This window comes from Kocuria sp. WN036 (assembly GCF_002287015.1).
GTDB lineage: Bacteria > Actinomycetota > Actinomycetes > Actinomycetales > Micrococcaceae > Kocuria > Kocuria rosea.
This window is the reverse complement of record NZ_NSKF01000010.1, coordinates 91,749-109,794: the sequence shown is the minus strand read 5'-3', so window position 1 is coordinate 109,794 and position 18,046 is coordinate 91,749. Positions and strand designations below refer to the sequence as shown.

At 67.2% G+C, this 18,046-nt stretch carries 17 protein-coding genes; 9 read left to right on the top strand and 8 right to left on the bottom strand.

The features are described 5' to 3' along the window. Positions 1-110: 110 nt before the first annotated feature. Entirely contained in the window at positions 111-3,281 is a 3,171-nt protein-coding gene (locus CK505_RS08465; protein WP_095650794.1) for an efflux RND transporter permease subunit, read from the bottom strand. A gap of 135 nt (positions 3,282-3,416) precedes the next feature. Between CK505_RS08465 and CK505_RS08460 the strand changes: the two genes are divergently transcribed. Continuing rightward, positions 3,417-3,881, top strand: a complete 465-nt coding sequence (locus CK505_RS08460; protein ID WP_161976645.1) for a MarR family winged helix-turn-helix transcriptional regulator — start codon at positions 3,417-3,419, stop codon at positions 3,879-3,881. A 1,172-nt stretch (positions 3,882-5,053) separates the two neighbouring features. Here the strand turns inward: CK505_RS08460 and CK505_RS08455 are convergent. After that, positions 5,054-5,335, bottom strand: coding sequence for a hypothetical protein (locus CK505_RS08455; protein WP_095650792.1), 282 nt, complete (start codon positions 5,333-5,335; stop codon positions 5,054-5,056). Between the two features lie 185 nt (positions 5,336-5,520). Between CK505_RS08455 and CK505_RS08450 the strand changes: the two genes are divergently transcribed. After that, the gene (locus tag CK505_RS08450; protein ID WP_095650791.1) at positions 5,521-5,829 is read left to right on the top strand and encodes a DUF4193 domain-containing protein; all 309 of its coding nucleotides are present in this window, start codon (positions 5,521-5,523) and stop codon (positions 5,827-5,829) included. Positions 5,830-5,948: 119 nt separating this feature from the next. Here CK505_RS08450 and CK505_RS08445 read toward each other — a convergent pair whose 3' ends face one another. The 4 genes from CK505_RS08445 to CK505_RS08430 all read right to left on the bottom strand — a co-directional run bounded on the left by CK505_RS08445 (position 5,949) and on the right by CK505_RS08430 (position 8,806). Next, positions 5,949-6,275: a hypothetical protein gene (locus CK505_RS08445; protein ID WP_095650790.1), complete on the bottom strand. Its 327-nt coding sequence runs from the start codon at positions 6,273-6,275 to the stop codon at positions 5,949-5,951. A 317-nt stretch (positions 6,276-6,592) separates the two neighbouring features. Beyond that, on the bottom strand, positions 6,593-7,987 hold the full coding sequence (locus CK505_RS08440) for an IS1380 family transposase (protein WP_095650789.1): 1,395 nt from the start codon (positions 7,985-7,987) through the stop codon (positions 6,593-6,595). Positions 7,988-8,110: 123 nt separating this feature from the next. Beyond that, complete coding sequence (locus tag CK505_RS08435; protein ID WP_095650788.1) at positions 8,111-8,332, bottom strand: hypothetical protein; 222 nt, start codon at positions 8,330-8,332, stop codon at positions 8,111-8,113. 180 nt (positions 8,333-8,512) lie between these two features. Beyond that, the gene (locus CK505_RS08430; protein WP_095650787.1) at positions 8,513-8,806 is read right to left on the bottom strand and encodes a hypothetical protein; all 294 of its coding nucleotides are present in this window, start codon (positions 8,804-8,806) and stop codon (positions 8,513-8,515) included. Positions 8,807-8,993: 187 nt separating this feature from the next. Between CK505_RS08430 and CK505_RS08425 the strand changes: the two genes are divergently transcribed. The 4 genes from CK505_RS08425 to CK505_RS08410 all read left to right on the top strand — a co-directional run bounded on the left by CK505_RS08425 (position 8,994) and on the right by CK505_RS08410 (position 12,504). Then, positions 8,994-9,764 (top strand): TetR/AcrR family transcriptional regulator C-terminal domain-containing protein, encoded by a 771-nt coding sequence (locus CK505_RS08425; protein WP_095650786.1) that lies wholly within the window; start codon positions 8,994-8,996, stop codon positions 9,762-9,764. Positions 9,765-9,909: 145 nt separating this feature from the next. Next, a complete protein-coding gene (locus CK505_RS18430; protein WP_154676732.1) occupies positions 9,910-10,053 on the top strand; it encodes a hypothetical protein in 144 nt (47 codons plus the stop codon). 32 nt (positions 10,054-10,085) lie between these two features. Then, entirely contained in the window at positions 10,086-11,012 is a 927-nt protein-coding gene (locus CK505_RS08415; protein ID WP_095650784.1) for a diacylglycerol kinase family protein, read from the top strand. A 340-nt stretch (positions 11,013-11,352) separates the two neighbouring features. Further along, complete coding sequence (locus tag CK505_RS08410) at positions 11,353-12,504, top strand: helix-turn-helix domain-containing protein (RefSeq protein ID WP_242630363.1); 1,152 nt, start codon at positions 11,353-11,355, stop codon at positions 12,502-12,504. A 198-nt stretch (positions 12,505-12,702) separates the two neighbouring features. Here CK505_RS08410 and CK505_RS08405 read toward each other — a convergent pair whose 3' ends face one another. Together CK505_RS08405 and CK505_RS08400 are read right to left on the bottom strand one after the other, a co-directional pair. After that, positions 12,703-13,239, bottom strand: coding sequence for a ferritin (locus tag CK505_RS08405; RefSeq protein WP_095650783.1), 537 nt, complete (start codon positions 13,237-13,239; stop codon positions 12,703-12,705). Positions 13,240-13,559: 320 nt separating this feature from the next. Continuing rightward, positions 13,560-13,766: a cold-shock protein gene (locus CK505_RS08400; protein ID WP_035923571.1), complete on the bottom strand. Its 207-nt coding sequence runs from the start codon at positions 13,764-13,766 to the stop codon at positions 13,560-13,562. Between the two features lie 818 nt (positions 13,767-14,584). Between CK505_RS08400 and CK505_RS08395 the strand changes: the two genes are divergently transcribed. The 3 genes from CK505_RS08395 to CK505_RS08385 all read left to right on the top strand — a co-directional run bounded on the left by CK505_RS08395 (position 14,585) and on the right by CK505_RS08385 (position 17,995). Continuing rightward, positions 14,585-15,520 (top strand): AraC family transcriptional regulator, encoded by a 936-nt coding sequence (locus CK505_RS08395; protein WP_255250918.1) that lies wholly within the window; start codon positions 14,585-14,587, stop codon positions 15,518-15,520. A 182-nt stretch (positions 15,521-15,702) separates the two neighbouring features. Continuing rightward, positions 15,703-16,284, top strand: coding sequence for a flavin reductase family protein (locus CK505_RS08390; RefSeq protein WP_095650781.1), 582 nt, complete (start codon positions 15,703-15,705; stop codon positions 16,282-16,284). A gap of 82 nt (positions 16,285-16,366) precedes the next feature. Then, positions 16,367-17,995, top strand: a complete 1,629-nt coding sequence (locus CK505_RS08385) for a 4-hydroxyphenylacetate 3-hydroxylase family protein (RefSeq protein ID WP_095650780.1) — start codon at positions 16,367-16,369, stop codon at positions 17,993-17,995. The last annotated feature ends 51 nt before the right edge of the window (positions 17,996-18,046 follow it).

The window sequence follows — 18,046 nt, the reverse complement described above, 5'->3', positions numbered from 1 at the left end:
GATTGGAGGCTCATCGCAATTGAGGGTGTAGCCGGGCCTGGATTTGCCGGTTTCCCGAGAACCAGAAAGCGGGCTGGGTCGCTCCGACCCGCCGTGTGGCCAGCCGAGAACTACGGGGTGTCCGGTCCCCGGTGCCGTCCCGCGGGCTCCCTGTCCGGTGCCGCTGCCAGTTCCTGCTCCAGGACATCGCCGACGACGGCCTCGCCCCGGGCGGCTCGGCGGCGTTCCCGACCCTGCTCGAAGAGCTGGTAGAGCACCGGCACCAGGATCAGAGTGAGCAGGGTCGAGGAGATCAGCCCACCGATCACCACGATGGCTAGGTCTTGGCTGATGAACCCGCTCGAGCCGGTGACGCCGATCGCCATCGGAATCAGGGCGAAGATCGTGGCCAACGCCGTCATGAGGATGGGGCGCAGTCGCTGGCGGGCGCCGTTGAAGATGGCGTCCTGCAGGCTCTGGCCCTGGACCCGGTACTGGTTGATCAGGTCGATCAGAACGATGGCGTTGGTGACCACGATGCCGATGAGCATCAGCATGCCGATCAGGGCGGAAATGCCCAGGGGTTTGCCGGAGATCAAAAGCAGGCCGATGGCACCGGTGGCAGCGAACGGGATGGAGACCAGCAGGATGAGCGGCTGCATCATGGATCGGAACGTGACCACCAACAGCATGAACACGATCACGACGGCCACCACCATGGCCAGGCCCAGCTGCTCAAAGGACTCCTGCTGGGTCTGGGCCAGCCCGCCCATGGTGGCCTCGGTGCCGGCCGGCAACTCGAGGGCATCCACGCGTTCCTGGACCTCCGTGGTCACCGCGCCCAGCTCGCCCTCGGAGGGTGTCAGGGAAATGGTGGCCGCCAGGTCGCCGTCCATGCGCGTGACCGACTCCGGTACGGTCACTTCCTCCACGGTGGCCAGATCGGTCAACGGGACCATGCCCGCTGCGGTGGGAACGGGCATGTCCTGCAGCTCGGCGATCGTCTCCGGCGCGTCGGTGCCCTCGATGTAGATGTCGTAGGCGTCGCCGTCCATGGTCACGGAACCGACGCTCTGCGGGGATAGCGTCCCGGCCACCATGCCCAACAACTGCATCTCGGTCAGGCCCTCCTCCAGGGCGGCGGCGCGGTCCACGGCCACGTGGACCGTCGGCTGGTCCGCGGCCAGGTCGCTGGTGAGCTCCGCGGTGTGCGGGGTCCCCTCGAGGGCCGCCTGGACGGCTTGCGCGGCCTCGGCCAGATCCTCCTCGTTCTGGGAACTGACCGCCACGTCCACGGAGCCTCCGAAGCCGCCCATGGAGGCAGGGTCCATCAGGCTGACCTCGCCGGGACCGTCCAGGGTGGCGAGCCGGGTCCGGACCTCTTCCTGCAGGGCCGACTGGTCGGCGTCGGGATCCGTGTTGACGATGAAGGTGGCCGAGCCGCCGCCCCCACCGAGCAGGGCAGAGAAGTCCCCCTCGCCGCCGCCGGAGGAGCCGGCCATGAGCATGATGTCCTCCACGCCCTCGACGCCGGCCAGCGCGTCCTCGACCTCCTCAGCACCCTCGGACACCGACTCCAGGTCCGTGCCCGAATCGAAGGTCTGGGTGACCATGACCATGTTCTGGCCGGTATTGCCGAGGAAATCAACCTTCAGCAGGGGTATGAGAGACACGGTCAGCACCAGCAGCAGCGCTGAAGCCACCACGGTGATGACGGGGTGCTTCTGGGTGCCGCGCAGCACGGGCTTGTAGCCGCGCTGCAGCCAGCTGCGGTGTTCCTTCTCCTCGGCCCCGGCGCGAACAGCCTCCGAGTCCTGGACGTCCGTGGGCGCCTTGAGGAACCAGTAGGACAGGACCGGGACGATCGTCAGCGCGACCAGCAGGGAGGAGAGCATCGCGATGGCCACGGTGAGGGCAAACGGGGCGAAGAGCTCGCCGACCATGCCCCCGACCAGCGCGATCGGCAGGAACACGGCCACGGTGGTCAGGGTGGAGGCGGTGATGGCACCGGCCACCTCGCGCACTGCGGTGAGGATGGCGTGGACCTTCGGCTCACCATAGGCCAGATGCCGTTTGATGTTCTCGATCACCACGATCGAATCGTCCACCACGCGCCCGATCGCGATCGTCAGAGCCCCGAGGGTCAGCATGTTCAGGGAGTGCCCGCCGAGATTCAGCCCGATGAAGGTGACCAGGACGGAGATCGGGATCGAGAGGGCCGTCACGAGCGTCGAGCGCACCGAGACCAGGAAAACCAAGATCACGACGACGGCGAAGAGCAGGCCGAGCAGGCCCTCGGTGGCCAATCCCTCGATGGAGTGTTCGATGAACGGCGCCTGGTCGAACACCACGGTCAGGTCCAGGCCGGGCACGTCCCCGGTCAGTTCGGCGATCGCGTCCTCCACCGCATGGGACACACCCACAACGTCGGCGCCCTGGGTCGCGGTGATCGACACCGACAATGCCCGGTTGCCGTTCATGCGGGTGATGGAGGTGGGTTCCTGGGTGACGATCTCCAGGTCGGCAACGTCGTCGAGGTGCACCACAGTGTCCGGCTGGGTCTGACTGGCCAGCGGAAGAGCACCCAGGTCCTCGAGGGAGCCCAGGGGCGTGCCGCCGTCAACGGGCGAGGAGGTGCCGTCCTTGCCGACGGATCCCAGGGGCAAGGTGGTGCCGTTGTCCTGCAGGGCCTGGGTAATGGCCTGCTGGGTCAGCCCGTGCTGGGCCATCGCTGCCTGATCCGGAGTGATCTCCACCCGCTGCACGGCACCGCCGGACACGGCCGCCGAGCGGACTCCCTCAATAGACTCCACGCGGGGCTTGACGGTGTCCTGCAGGGCTGCGGACAGCTCGGTCTCATCCAGTTCGGACGAGGAGGCCGTCATGAAGATGACCGGCATCTGGTCGGTGCCACCGGACATCACGTTCGGTTCGGCGTCGTTGGGCAACGTGGTCAGCGCTCCGATGGCTGACTCGACGGAGGCGTTGAACTCATCCGAATCCGTTCCGTACTCGTAGGCAATCGACACCATGGACATGTTCGCGGAGGAGGTCGCCACCACCTGTTCCACGCCGTCCAGATCGCCCACGGCCCGGGAGATCGGTTCGCTGACCTGCTCGTCGAGTACCTCGGGGCTGGCCCCGGGCACCGCGGTGACCACGGTTGTCTGCGGCAACTCGATCGCGGGGATCAGTTCCTGCTTGAGCTGAGTCATCGTGAACAGACCAAAGACCGCGATGAACAGGGTGAGGAGCGCGACCAACAAGCGATTCGCCAGACTGAAGCGGGCAAGACGGTACAAGGAGACACCACCGAAGGGGTTGGGAAGCGCGGGACAGTAGCCCGTTAAAGGTTAGGATCACCCGAAGCTTAGGGCAAGGCTATGTATTCTCGCGATGCCCCCGTTCGAGACTCGTTCGCGGGCTATGCTCGGGCTGTGGACCCCAAGGAACCCGCCCAGCGCGAGGAGCTGCTCATCGAGCTGCTCAGGCTGCAGAGTGAATTGGAGTTGTCTTTCGTGCCTGCGGTGATCGAACCGATGCTCTCCCTGCGACTGACGATGCAACAGCTCAAGGTGCTCACCATCCTGGTCACCGAGCCCGAAGGCAGCACTATCCGCGCGCTCTCCGCAGCCATGGAGGTGTCCCTCGCCACCATGTCCGGGATCGTTGACAGACTGGAATCGCAGGACATGATCGTGCGCGCCCTCGACCCCTACGACCAGCGCGTGCGCCGCGTGACGGTCACCGCCGCTGGCCGCGAGACCATCCAGCGCCTACTCGCCGCCAGGCCCGAACTTGCCCACGCCCCGCTGAACCGTCTGTCCCTCGAAGACCTGAGGGCACTCACCCAGGGGATCCGGGCTCTGGTCGCGGCCATGCAGGAAGACTCCGCCGGCTGAGCTGGACCCACCTCCCGGGACTATCGCAATAACGGATGCCCCTATGGGACTGAGTTTTCAAGACCTGGTCGGTCGTTGCTCGACCAGTTGCGTCCGGCAGAGTGGATGTACAGGTAACCCGGTGAACTTGGCCGAGCAGGACACGGCACTGCAGATCCGGGACCTGGAAGCCGCTGGCCGTGAGCGCATCCAGGTTCAGGAACTCCCGTTGCGACGTCAACGTCGTGGAAAACTGGTAGGCACGGATGTTGAGGAGGCGGGAGTCGGCTCCTTGTCGGGACTACCGGCACCCTCCACTCGTCCAGCATCACCTAAAGCACCCGCTCAATGACCCCGGAACAACGCCACGTTGGTGTCGGTCGGGACGGCGGGAATCCGGCCCGGTACAGCGCCCACGCGTTTCCCGACTTGCCGTGGAATCGTGCATCTGATGCAGGACGTCCATGCTGACCAGCGCCGTCGCAACACCCGGATGGGCGATCCGATGCCCAGCGCAGCCTTCCCGACCGCAGTGTGCCGCGGAACCGGGGTGAAATCGGCCCGACGGGAGTTCCACCAGATGCGAGAACTCCCGTCAGTCCGACGCCGCTAACTGGCCATATGTAAAGGACGCCATGCTGGCGGAATGTGCGAATTCGCCAGTTGGGACGACTCCCCCGTCACCGAGCCACTGTGCTGGGTCTCTGGAGACGGCGTCGATCCCGTGTCAGGACTCGAGGTCGAGAAGCTGGGCAATGGACTGCGCTCTGACCGGGGGTTTCTGTGGAGGGTCGGCCAGAATTCGCGTGACGTGCGAATCTTTCGCGTCTTATGCGAGACGATCCGCGGGATCCGGCCGGTGCTGTCCCGGCCGTGCTGCGCTCCTGGACGGGCGCGCTCCACGAGGCCGAGAGGGCATGGACCGCGATACTGGATGGCTGGGCAGCTCAGCAGTTAGCGCGGAACCTTTCCCCTGGCACGGGCGAGGCGCGGTGGACGACGGTGCCACCTCCACCAACTACATCAGCAGCAGAAGCACCGGTCCCTGACCGCTGGATTCCCCCACACCAGGCCGCCTTGCTCACCCGGAGAATCGATCGAATACGCCGGTCCCGAACACGTAAGGCCGGCACTTGCGGTGAGCAGAGGCTCCTCGTCAATGCCCTAACGACCGTGCGCAGATGCTGTGCACGTCAGTGCACCTGAGGCGATCGACCAGGAATGATCCCCAACGACTGCAGGTCGCGTCGGCGTCCCTGCAGCTGCGCTTCCGTCTCAGTAGCCCACAGGCGCGACTGGTGCTCGAAGTTCGACACGAACCCGATGACCACGGCCACCACCCCGACTACCAGAAGGCCTATTGCTGCCGGGTCCGGGACGCCGCCGGCCTCGACCGACAAGCCCAGTCCGAGGATGGCGACCGCGCCCGCAAGTCCGCCGGCACCTGTCGCGACGGTGATCAACATGCCTGCCACCAGGAGACCTCCTTGAGCTCGATCTAGACTTTAGTCTAATTCATACACCCTAGTAACTTGATATGTCAACAACTGCGGTGAGGGGGGCGCCACGTTCGCGGGATTCCTGGAATAGCGGGGCCCCCATCCCAGTTGTGGTCGGTGCCGACACCCCCTTTCCTGCTCGAAGGAGCACGCACCACATCATGGCCACCACTGATTACGACGCTCCGCGTACCCGGCCCGAGGACGAGCCGGCCAACGAGTCCCTGGAGGCGATCCAGGCCCAGCGCAGCGCCACCGCCCAGACCTCGGTCATCGACGTCGAGGACTTCGACACCGCCGAGGGCATCGACCTGCCCGGTGCGGATCTCTCCCACGAAGAGCTCACCGTGGCTGTGATCCCGGAGCAGGTCGACGAGTTCACCTGCGGCTCCTGTTTTCTGGTCCGGCACCGCTCCCAGCTGGCCCGCCAGTCCGGCCAGACGCGGCACTGCACCGACTGCGAGGGCTGAGCCCGCACACCCGCTGATCCCGGGACACACCTCAGGCCCCCGGTGCATGATGCGCCAGGGGCCTGAGGTGTCTCGCCCCAATGGCCGGAGGAGGGCCGTGGGTCGGTGCCCGGGTGCGGTCAGGCGGTGATGGACAGGTACATGGCATAGATCTTCCGCCGGGCCCGCTGAGCGGTGTCCGCGGCCTCGGCCAGGTGCTGGCCCTCGGCGTGCTCGGCCGCTGCTGCGGCGGCCGCGGCGGCCTGAGCCAGCTGCTGGGCGGTGGCGGTGGCTGCTTCCAGCCGCTGGGTGCGGCGGTGCAACCAAGAGGTCGCCTCGGCAGCCGCACTGGCGCTGCGGGCCTTCTCGCACAGGCGCTCGAGGCACAGGGTGGTCTCCTGGGCAGCCTGGGCGGCTTGGGCCGTGGCGCCGCGGTCGACGATCACCGGCATGAGGATAGTGAGCATGATGTCCTTCTCAGCAGAAACAGGCAGAACGGGGATCCCGGCATGGGGCTTGATCGGCAGGGCCGTGCAGGAGGTGGTACTGAGCAGGGCGGGATTCCTCTGCGACCTGTCGGGAAATGGGCCCGCCCATCGCCGGGCAGTGGCCGCGTGCCCGCGGCGCCTTAGCCTCGATCCACCGATCGGCCGTGTGCTGTGGGGGTCGCCTCGGACGGAGCCTCGGTTCGCTATTTGGGCGTGGTGGAGGAGCCGGCCTCGCTGCCGGGGGTGTTCCACGAGGTGTTCCTGTCTGGTGCCCGATGGGCTGGGTGGTCGGGGGTCTACGCCGCGGCCGGTGGATCGTGGATGGTCGTGAAGAGCTGTTCCCAGGCTTCTTGCCACGGCCAGTTCTCCGGCAGCCGCAGGCGGATTTTGCGGGCGGAGGTGGCGATGCGGGCAGGGACGTTGACCAGCCGGGTGCGGATGGTGTCGGTGCGGGCCTTGGCGAACCGCCCGCCGGCGAGGACACCGGCCGCACGGGAGAGGTTGTAGGCGATGGTGGCCGCCACCAGCCAGGCGGCGTTGGCGGTGAACTTCCCGGACGGGAGGTGGGCCAGGGCGCTGTCCTTGAGGTCCGCGTTGACCTGCTCGATCACCGCGTGGGCACGGTGGGTCTTGTCCGCGGCCACCGTGCCCATGGTGGCCGCAGGCACGGTGGTGAAGAACGCGTGATGCCGCCAGGTCTCGAAGAGGGTGCCCTGCCCGTGGGCGGGGGCGTTGAGGTCGGGGATCCGGCGCACCACCAGCCGCCCGGCCACCTGCTCGGAGCGCTTGCGGGAGGTGAAGGCGGTGAAGTCGATCTCGGCGACCTCCGCCTTTGAGATCCAGGCGCCGGTGTCCTCGTCGTAGACGGCATCGGGGTACTCGATGCTCTCCCACGCATCATCGGCGATGGTGGTGATGGCGCGCTTGACGGCCGCGTCCATCCGCACCGTCACCGACACCCGGGCCCCGGCCCTCACGGCCGCGGCGACGGGTGCGTGGCCGTAGAAGGCCGAGTCCGCGCGCACCAGCACCGGTCCTGCGGTGCCGGTGCGGGCGAGGGTGGCCAGGGCCTCGGCGAGAAGCCGGTGCGCTCCGCGGGCGGAGCCGGCCGCGCCCTTGCGCAGCCGCTGGGCCACCACCACCGGGGCCGAGGCAGCGGTGGAGGCGGTGGCCAGCAGCGCGTTGAGGCCCCGGACTCCGGAGTACCCGTAGCCGGATCCCTGTTTCTGGTAGCCGTGGACTTCCACGATCGTGTCGTCCACATCCACGAACACGAATTCTTCCTCCGCGTCCCGGCGCTGCAGCAACGGCACTCGCCCGGCCAACCCGGCCAGCAGCCGGGAGGCGACCGCGTCGAGCTGGCGCACGTGCCCGAAAGTGAAGGCCCGCAGGAACGACCCCAGCGTGGAGGGCGCGTAGACGGCCTCGAACAGCTTGCTCATCGCGCTCTGGCGCAGCAGGGCCAGGTCGTCGATGCTGTCGGCCCCGGCGAGCATCCCGGCCACGAGCGAGGAAACCTTCAGCCCCGGGTTGGCGCCCTTGTCGGTGGGCACGCTCAACCGCTCATCGACCAGGTCGCGCAACCCGATCCCCTGGGCCAGGCGCATCACCGGCAGCAACCCGGCCGCCGACACGAGGTTGGGCTCGTCGAACGACGCGGACACGGCAGCAGGAGTGTGGGAAACTTGCATCTACGGGATGCCCTCTCATCACGGTGGAACAGAACTCTCGACAAGTCCTATTCTCCGTGGTCAGCAGGGCATTCCGACGTTAAAACGCCGATCCCTCCGCGACGCTGATCGGTGGATCGAGGCTTAGGCGGGCTGGGTCACCGGGGCGTGGCGCAGGCGGTAATCCTGGGCGGGGATCAGCTTCGGGATCCCGGTGGCGTCCTCGAGGATCCACAGCACCCCCAAGTGGGGTGCTGCCTGGCTCACGGTGCCGGCATGGCGCAGGTGGTTCTGGTCCCAGACCTCGATCCAATCACCGGGGTGGACCCGGGTCAGATCATGGGTCTGGTCATGGGCAGCTGTCATGGCGTTTCCTGTGTGAGTCGGGCGGTGCAGGGCATGGGCTGATCGAGTCGGGGGACGCCCATCCTGGTGTGGGAGGGCTCCTCAGGGGTGTTCCCCCAGGGGGCACCGGCGTCCTACCGGTAGAACCGGTTCCGCCCGGCAGGTGCCCCGGAGGCACCTGCCGGACGGAACCGGGGGTGCTCAGGCGCTGTAGTACTCGCGGCTGCCGGACTTGGCCAGCCCGCGGGACACCAGGTAACCGATGGTCAGGTAGGTGATGTACTCCATGGCCTGACGGGCGTCGAAGAGATCGGCGCCGTCCTCGGCCCCGCCGTCACCGACCAGGGTGGCGGTGACGACGATGGCCACCAGCACGCCCAGGTAGGCGATGAGCTCGGTGGTCTTGGTCGCGGTCTTGGTCTCGGTGGCCCGGCGTACCCCACCGTCGGCAGTGTGAGCAGCGGTGGTGGCGGTGTGGGAAGCAGTGGTCGTCAAAGGAGATCTCCTGAAAAAGCAAAAAGGGGGGGCCGGATTCGGCGGGGCACCGGAGGGCGGATCGCCGTCGGTGCAGTCAAGGGGAGGCGTGAGGGGCGCCGTGTGCTCGACGCCCTGCCTACACCGTAGACGTTACGTGTAGACTGACGGAAAAGCAAAGCCGCCTTATTAAGGGATCTTTATCACCATGCCTGCCCCCACCACGGACCCCGCCCACGACGTTGCTCCCCAGGGCGCGCCCGCCTCGACGCCCACGACGCGCCGGGCGCGGTTGAGCCGGGAGGTCGTGCTCACCACGGCCCTGGCCCTGGTGGACGCCGAGGGCCTCGATGCCTTGAGCATGCGCCGACTGGGGGCTGAGCTGGGGCGGGATCCCATGGGGTTGTACCGATATGCGAAGAACCGGGCGGATCTGCTGGACGGGATCACCGAGCTGGTGCTGGAGAAGCTGGTCATTCCCACCGACGGGGGCGACTGGCAACAGCAGCTGCGGGCCACCGCCCACGACTTCCGCCACCTGGCCCTCGCCCACCCGCACGTGGTGCCGCTGCTGGTGACCCGGCCGCTGTCCACCCCGCTGGGGCTGCGCCCGCTGGGCACGCTGCGGCCGCTGGAGAACATCCTGGCCCTGCTCATCGACGCCGGCTTCGCCCCAACTGATGCGCTGCACGTCTACCGGGCCTACTACGGGTTCCTCTACGGCCACATCCTCAACGAGCTCCAGGAGATCATCGTGGACCCGGAGGAGAACGAGACCCTGCTGCGCCTGGGCCTGCACCGCCTGCCCGCCCGCTCCTTCCCCCGACTGCGCGCCATGGCCCCGGTGCTGGCCGACTACGACGGGGCGGGCGAGTTGGACCAGGGCATCACCATCCTGCTCTCGGGCCTGGCCGCCCAGCTCCACCCCACCGGTGGATCCGAGGGTCGGCCGGGGCTCACCCATCAGCTCGATGCCTGACCCATGGCATCCAGGAGTTGTCTTGACCACCACCGCCTCCGCCTTTGACCACGCCACACCCCACCGGTCCCCCGCGCCCCTACGGACACCGGGCAGCCGTCTAGGCCCGACCGAGGACTTCCCGGAGGAGCAGACCGGTTTGGGCATGACCGAGCTGCAGGTGGTGCACTCCCGGGTTATCCGCCAGCTCGACCGCGGCTACCTCACTGATCCCACCGGCCCGTATTCGGCCACCACGGACCGGTGCCAGGACCTGCAGGCGGAACTCGACGCCCGCGACACCGCATGATTCCCACTTGAGCACTGACCGACAGGCACACCATGAACACCACCGACCCCACCCACACCACTGATTCGGCGGCCCGCCGGTTCGACTCGATCTGTCTGATCTTCAATCCGCACAGCACCGGGAACGCCCCGGAACTGGCCGCGAAGCTGCGCGACCAGCTGACCCAGGATCTGCCCTACAGCCCGGAGATCCGGATGCTCCCCACCGCCCACGCCGGCCACGCCGTGGACCTGGCGAAGGAGGCGGCCGGCACCCCGAACGCCCTGATCGTCTCGGTCAGCGGCGACGGGGGCTACAACGAGGTCGTCAACGGGGTGATGGGCGCCGGGGCCACCGACGCCGTGTGCGCGGTGCTCCCGGCCGGCAACGCCAACGACCACCACCGCACCACCGCCCGCCAGCCCCTGGCCCAGGCCATCGCCGAAGGCCAGGTACGACAGATGGATCTGCTGCACCTATCCACCGGGAACCACCCGGGTGCGCAAGCCCTCTACGCCCACTCCTACATCGGGTTCGGGCTGACCCCGGTGGTGGCCATCGACATGGAGAAGGGCAACAAAGGGGCCCTCAAGGAAATGGTGTCGGTGGTGCGGACCTTCGCGCAGTTCCGGCCCTTCCGCATCCAGCACGCCGACGGCACCCGCGAGAAGATCGACAGCTTGCTCTTCGCCAACATTCCCCAGATGGCCAAGTACGCCGTCTTGAGTGAGGCCCAACAGCGGCCGGCCGACGGGCGCTTCGAGGTGATCCTGTTCCCGCACACCGCCAAGTGGCGCGTGCTGCTCAAGGCCGCCCGTGCGGCCACCACCGGGCTGGGGGATCAGCCCAGTGTGGCCCGCTACGAGTTCACCGCGCTGAAGCCGATGCCCTACCAGCTCGACGGGGAGGTCCGCTCCGTCCCGGCGAACACCACGGTGCGCGTCGAATCCGCGCCCTCGGCCCTGGCCGTGATCGGCTGACCGATCGATCAACGGTCTGGTAGACCCTCCCGCTGCCCTGTGGGCGTGCACCGTGGAGATCCGGGGTGACAGTGCTGCCCCAGGCCCTGTTCCGTGTGCCGGTGCCTGGGGTGCAATAGGAGCAGGATCGATCGCCTGAGGCTCCAGCAGCCAGGTGCCGGGTGGTCGGTTCGCCGTGGAGGGGACAGCAGGTGGGCTCGGGCCAGGTCGTCAACCGCATCGGTGCTCTAGCCTCAGTCGTTGAGCCTGGTTGATTCTCTGTGGGCCCGAGAGACTGTGGCGAGGCCACGAAAGGGGGTGTGTGGTGCTTGATGTGGATCGTGATCTGCCGTGGACGGCGTTGCCTCCCGCACTCACCCCACTGCTGGCCGGGCATGTGCCCGCCTTCACGGAAGGGTTGTTGGCGGCGGTGCACCGGGACGTCCCGGTCTACGCCGCTTCGCTGGAGGGTCCGTTGCGGGGCGAGATCCAGCAGGGGGTCGAGTCCGCCCTGACCCGGTTCCTGGACCTGGCCGGCACCGCTCAACCGGCTCTGCGCGATGAGGACCGGCTGGTCTACGAGCTGCTCGGCCGGGCCGAGGTCCACCAGGGCCGGCCCATGGACGCCCTGTTCGCCGCCTACCGCTCCGCGGCCCGCACCACCTTGCGCTCGATGTCGGGGGTCGCCATGGAGTCCGGGGCCGAGGCCTCGGTGCTGATCGTTCTGGCGGAGTCGGTGTTCGCCTACATCGAGGAGCTCTCCGCCGCCAGCGCCCAGGGCTACGCCGCCGAGCAGTCCGAACGCGCCGGTGAGCAGGACCGGCTGCTGGACACGGTGGCGGAGATGCTGATCCGCGGCCACACCGAGGAGAACGCCGTACGCGCAGCCGTGCTCACGGCCGGGTGGACCCTACCCGATCGGGTCGTGGTGGTCACGCTCCCCACGGACCGGCGCCCCGGACTCAGAGCGCGCCTGGGGCCCCGGGCGCTGCTCACCTCCCGCCCCGGTGACATCATCGCGATCGTGCCCGAACCCGCCTCTCCGACAGCGCACCAAGAGCTGAGGCGCGCCCTAGCCGGGCGCAACGCGGTGGTCGGCCCCGGCCGCCCCTGGCAGTCCGCACCTGACTCTCTGCGCCTGGCCGTGATGGCCCGAGACCTGCTGCCGCACGACCCCGAGGCCGAGGGGCCGCTGTGGGTCACCGAGCACCTCGCCCAGTTGCTGCTGCTCAGTGACCGCGCCATGATCGAGGACCTCGCCGCCCAACGGCTGGCCCCGCTGGAACAGCTGCGCCCCGCCCAGCGGGAGCGCCTGGGGGCGACCCTGCTGTCCTGGCTCAAACACCACGGGCACCGCGCTGCGATGGCCGCCGAACTGGCTGTCCACGAACAAACGGTCGGTTACCGGGTCAACCAGCTGCGCGACGTGTTCGGGGAGACGCTCAACGACCCGCAGACCCGGTTCGAGCTCGAGCTCGTCCTGCGCGCCCTGCCCCACCAGGACCCCTCCTAGGCAACGACCGCCGCGGTGCCCGATCTCTCCTGACCGTGGCCCCGGATGACGATCATCACCGCAAAAACCCAGAGAACCCCAACCGCAACATCGCCCTCATGGAAAGGGGCCGGTAGAGGGCCTTATGTGAAGTAGGGCGTCAGCGGGTCTGCCTGTCGCTCGTCGGTGCTCCGGCCACCGCGAGGTCGTGCTGGTGCGTCAGGCGGCCCCGCCGGCGGCCTGCGGCGCCCCCGAGCCATGACCGTGCCCGCCGTCGCCGACGTGCTCCCGGGCCACGAAGTTCTCCAGGTCGAAGAGGTTCTCGGCCCGGCGCGCGACGTTCACCAGGGTGGTCATCGAGGCGACCTCCTCGACCTGCTCCTTCAGGAACCAGAGCATGAACTGCTCCCCCAGCGCGTCCCCCTCGGCCCGGGCGGCGGCGAACAGCGCCTTGATCTGCTCGGTGACCTCCTGCTCCTGGGACAGCGCCAGGGCCAGGGGCTCACGGACGTCGGTGAAGTCGTTGCGCACCTCCCCCACCCCGGGAATGGTCAGCGGCAGGTCCCGGTCCAGGATGTACTGGACGATCATCATGGCGTGGTTGCGCTCCTCCAGCGACTGCCGGTAGAAGTGCCGGGCCAACTGGGGAAGGTCCTGGCTGTCGAACCAGACCGCCACGGCGATGTACTGGTGGGAGGCGGCGAACTCGTTGCCGACCTGCTGGGTGAGCAGCGCGTTGAAGGTTCCGGCGGCCATCGGTTTTTCCTCGGGCTGGGGTGTGTCGGGTGCATCGACAGCGCTGGAGGCTGGCTTTCCTTGCTCCAACTGCCCCACCTTGGACCTGAAGATTTTGACCATGCCCCCACCCTAGTGAGCTGCGACCCCTGGCGGCATCATGTTCGCCCCTCGCCATCAAGGATGGGAGGATTCCGCCGCAGTGAGGCCGCTAAGGGCAGGTCAAGGGGGGCAGAGGCAAAAAGAAATCGCCACCCGGCTCCAGCCGGGTGGCGATGTCAGGTCGACGCCGGGGCGTTTCAGCCCCGCGCCGGTGATCTCACGAGGAGATCAGCGTGTTCTCACGCAAGCACGGTGATGTTCGCGGCCTGGGGGCCCTTGGGGCCGTCCTGGGTCTCGAACTCGACGCGCTGGTTCTCCTCGAGGGAGCGGAACCCGCCGGAGTTGATCGCGGAGAAGTGCGCGAACACGTCCTTGGAGCCGTCCTCGGGGGTGATGAAGCCGAAGCCCTTGTCGGCGTTGAACCACTTCACGGTGCCAGTAGTCATAATTGACCTGCTTTCTGGGAGACGGAGCGTCCCCGGCGATCGGGGTGCTCGGGCGTTGCGATGCCTGCCATAAACGTCTTCTCAGAACAACTGCTGCACCCGGTGTTCGGGCGAACTGCTTGAAATGCGAAAAACGAAACTTCAACAACTGGGTCCTACTGTACGCGGACCGGCCCGGATGCGCAGTGACGGCAGACACTCACAGCCACAATCATGATGCGGGCGTCCCACCACGACGACATGCCTGTTCCTGCGCCCACTAAGGAACCCCAACTGCAACATCGCCCTCGCAGGTCGTGTCCGGTAACCGGGCCATATGTAAAGCAGAGGGCGCCAAGATGCTGTTGCAGTGACTTCCTGGTTCCCGGATGACATTATGAGGGCCGGCCTGGCGGGTCTGACCGTCCGGACAAAGGCCGCTTCCGGGGCGGGGTCGTCGCGCCGCACCAAGCAGGATGGGTGCACCCGCTGATCGGCAGCCATGATCACTTTCTTAGGCGCGCCAGGGGGGCTTCATTGTGGGTGTGTAGGCGCTGCTCATCAGGATCTCGGCTGGGGGCTGTCGGTTCTGACAGGCATGGTTGAGTTCAGGGGCGAGCCGGGGCGCCCGGCCTGGATGTGCTTGCCGTGGTAGGAGATCTCGAGAGTGCGGATGGCGCAGCCCGCGGAAGTTGACGACCAAAGTCCCGGGGGTATTTGGCCTGGCAGTGGTTTGACGTCCCCGGAGTCTCTATAACTGTGGGAGTGCCGTATCTCACATGTTCGCCGGAGGGGGTGATGCAGTGACAGCACCTCAGGGCGCTCAGCCACCCTCGGGCTTGGTCAGTTTCTCGACGGCCCAGATTCCCGCCAGTCACCGCATCGAGTACTGGGAGTCCCACAACGCCAAGGCGCTCATCGGCCTGGACATCCGCACCATCGAGAACACCCCACTCGTGGCGGAGGAGGTCAACCTCTATTTCCCCGCCCTGCGGTTCGCGGGAGTGAGGGGTTCGTCCCAGATCGTGGAGCGGTCGGAACGGGTCATCGCTGAGCATCCGACCGGGGATGTGGCGATCTTCTTCGCCCTGAGCGGGGAGGCTTTTTTCTACCACTCCACGGGGATGATCCTGCTCCGCCCCGGCCAGGCGGTGCTCTACGACGCCGACCGGCCGTTCGTACGCGGGTTCTCCCGCGGCCTGCAGGAGCTGGTGCTTACCGTTCCGCATGAAGAGTATGTGCGCTTGACGCACGGAAAGCCTTTGAAGGAGCCGGTGGTGTTCGATTTCGCCACGGGCGGCGGGAACCCGGGGAGGGACCCGGCGGCTACGAGTTTGGCCTCGCTGATCAACTCCGCTCTGCGCCGGCCCCAGGAGGACCTGTACCGGGTGGAGCAGGAGGCCTTCGGGTTGGTGGAGCGGTTGTTGGCTCGGGCCACGGACACCGGAAGGGATTCGGCCTACCGGCGGGCGGTGCAGGAGATCGAGCACCGTTTCGGCGATCTCGCACTGGACCGCGCGCAGGTTGCAGCTGCCGCGGGGGTGAGCGAACGCCAGCTCTCCCGCCTGTTCGCCGCACAGAACAAGACGTTCGCCGATCATCTCCAGGCTCACCGGTTGCAGGCCGCAGAGGCCCTGCTGGTCTCCGAGCCGCGCACGACGGTCGCCGAGATCGCCCGCCGGTGCGGCTTCGCCTCACCCTCGCATTTCGCCCGTGTCTTCAAGGCTCGCACCGGGGTGAGCCCGCTGGAGCTCCAGCGGGCAACGGAAGCGTAGAACACGCGTTGATTCCCCCATCGTCTCAATACGACGGCCGGGGATATCACGATGGCCTGCACAGGACATCGCCTGTCCCGTGCAGGACAGCCTCTTCATGGTCGCTCTGTGATGCAGAACACTTCTGGGCATGACCGGATGGCACCGCTGTCCGGTGTACGACCCAGGAGGAGGACGCTTTCATGAGCGAGACCGCTGCAGCCGAGCAACAGTCACCGGCCATTGATGCCCGCCAGCTGCGCAAGGCTTTCGGCAAGTTCGCCACTGGGGTCACCGTGGTGACCTGCCGGACCCCGGACGGTACCCCGCACGGGGCGACCGTCAACGCCTTCACCGCCGTGTCCCTGGACCCGCCGCTGGCCCAGGTGACCCTGATCCGCGGGAACAAGGCCTCCCAGTACCTCGAGGACGCCCCGTTCGCGATCAACATCATGGCCGCCGATCAGCTGGCGACCTGCCTGCACTTCGCCGGCAAGCCCATGAAGGACGCCCCAGCCTGGCGTTCTGATGACGGTATTCCCGTGCTGTGCGGCAATGCGGCGACCATCGAGTGCAAGCCCTGGCGCATCTACGACGGCGGTGACCACCTCATCGTCATCGGCGAGGTCATCGATCTGCAGATCAACGAGGCCGACCCGCTGCTGTTCGTCTCGGGGAAGTTCCGTGAGGTCGGCGGCTTCTCCGGGGGCAGCCCGTGGGAGGCCTCCGGGGACAGCATGGCGATGGGCTGGTTCGAGGGCTCCACCTCGTTCCCGTCCTTCTGACTCCGCTGCTACTTCCGTTCCACACCGTTGACCCACGATCCATCCAGCACAGCATCACTGCATCGAAGGAGAGGACCCCATCATGACCGCCACCCCGGAGACCCGTCAGGGCGACATGTCCGAGCGCACCACCCCGGCCAACCCGTTGCTGCCGATGACCGGCGATGAGTACATCGAGTCCCTCAAGGACGGCCGGGAGATCTATCTGCACGGTGAACGCGTGGAAGACGTCACCACCCACCCCGCTTTCCGCAACTCGGTGCGCATGGTCGCCCGGATGTACGACGGCTTCCACGACCCGGCGACCTCGGACAAACTGCTGTCGGACACCGACACCGGTTCCGGGGGCAAGACCCACCCCTTCTTCAAGGTCCCGCACTCGGTGGAGGACCTCAAGGAGTCCCGGGTCGCGATCGAGACCTGGGCGCGGATGAGCTACGGCTGGTTCGGCCGCTCCCCCGACTACAAGGCCGCGTTCCTGGGCACCCTCGGGGCGATGCCGGAGTTCTACTCCCCCTACCAGGAGAACGCCCAGCGCTGGTACAAGGAGTCCCAGGAGAAGGTCCTGTACTGGAACCACGCGATCATCAACCCGCCCGTGGACCGGCACCTGCCCCCGGACCAGGTCGAGGACGTCTTCATGAAGGTGGAGAAGGAGACCGACAACGGGGTCATCGTCTCCGGGGCGAAGGTCGTGGCCACCGGCTCGGCGATCACCAACTTCAACTTCATCTCCCACTACGGGCTGCCGATCAAGAAGCCCGAGTACGCGATCATCTGCACCGTGCCCATGGACGCGCCGGGCATCAAATTGATCTCGCGGACCTCCTACGCCCAGAACGCCGCGGTCACCGGCACCCCGTTCGACTACCCGCTGTCCTCGCGGATGGACGAGAACGACGCGGTGTTCATCTTCGACAAGGTCCTGGTCCCGTGGGAGAACATCTTCGCCTACGGGGACCCGGACCAGATCAACGGGTTCATGCCCCAGACCGGGTTCATCCAGCGCTTCACCTACCAGGGTTGCATCCGCCTGGCCGTGAAACTGGACTTCATCGCCGGGCTGCTGCTCAAGGCCCTGGAGATCGCCGGCACCCAGGACTTCCGCGGGGTGCAGGCCCGCGCCGGGGAGGTCATCGGCTGGCGCAACATGTTCTGGGCCCTGGCCGATGCCATGATGCTCAACCCGGATGAAGGACCCAACGGGTCGGTGCTGCCCAAGATGGACTACGGGCTGGCCTACCGGATGTTCATGGCCCAGGGCTACCCCCGGATCAAGGAGATCATCGAACAAGACGTTGCCTCCGGGCTGATCTACCTGCCCTCCGGTGCCCTGGACTTCAAGAACGCGCAGATCCGCCCCTATCTGGACAAGTACGTGCGTGGCTCCAACGGCATCGAGGCCGTGGACCGGGTGAAGCTGATGAAGCTGCTGTGGGACGCGATCGGTTCCGAGTTCGGCGGCCGCCACGAGCTCTATGAGCGCAACTACTCCGGCAACCACGAGAACGTGCGGGTGGAGATGCTCATGAACGCCATGCACAACGGCACCACCGACACCATGCACGGCATGGTCGAGGACTGCATGGCCGAGTACGACCTCGACGGCTGGACCGTGCCCGATCTCTTCGACGGTTCCGACGTCAACGCCTACCTTCAGCGCGACCGCGACCGCGCCGCCGGCCACGGCAACGCCCTGCGCGACCGCTGAGTCCCGTCCCCCTTGCTCCCTGCGGCCCCGGGAATCCGTCTCCCCGGGGCC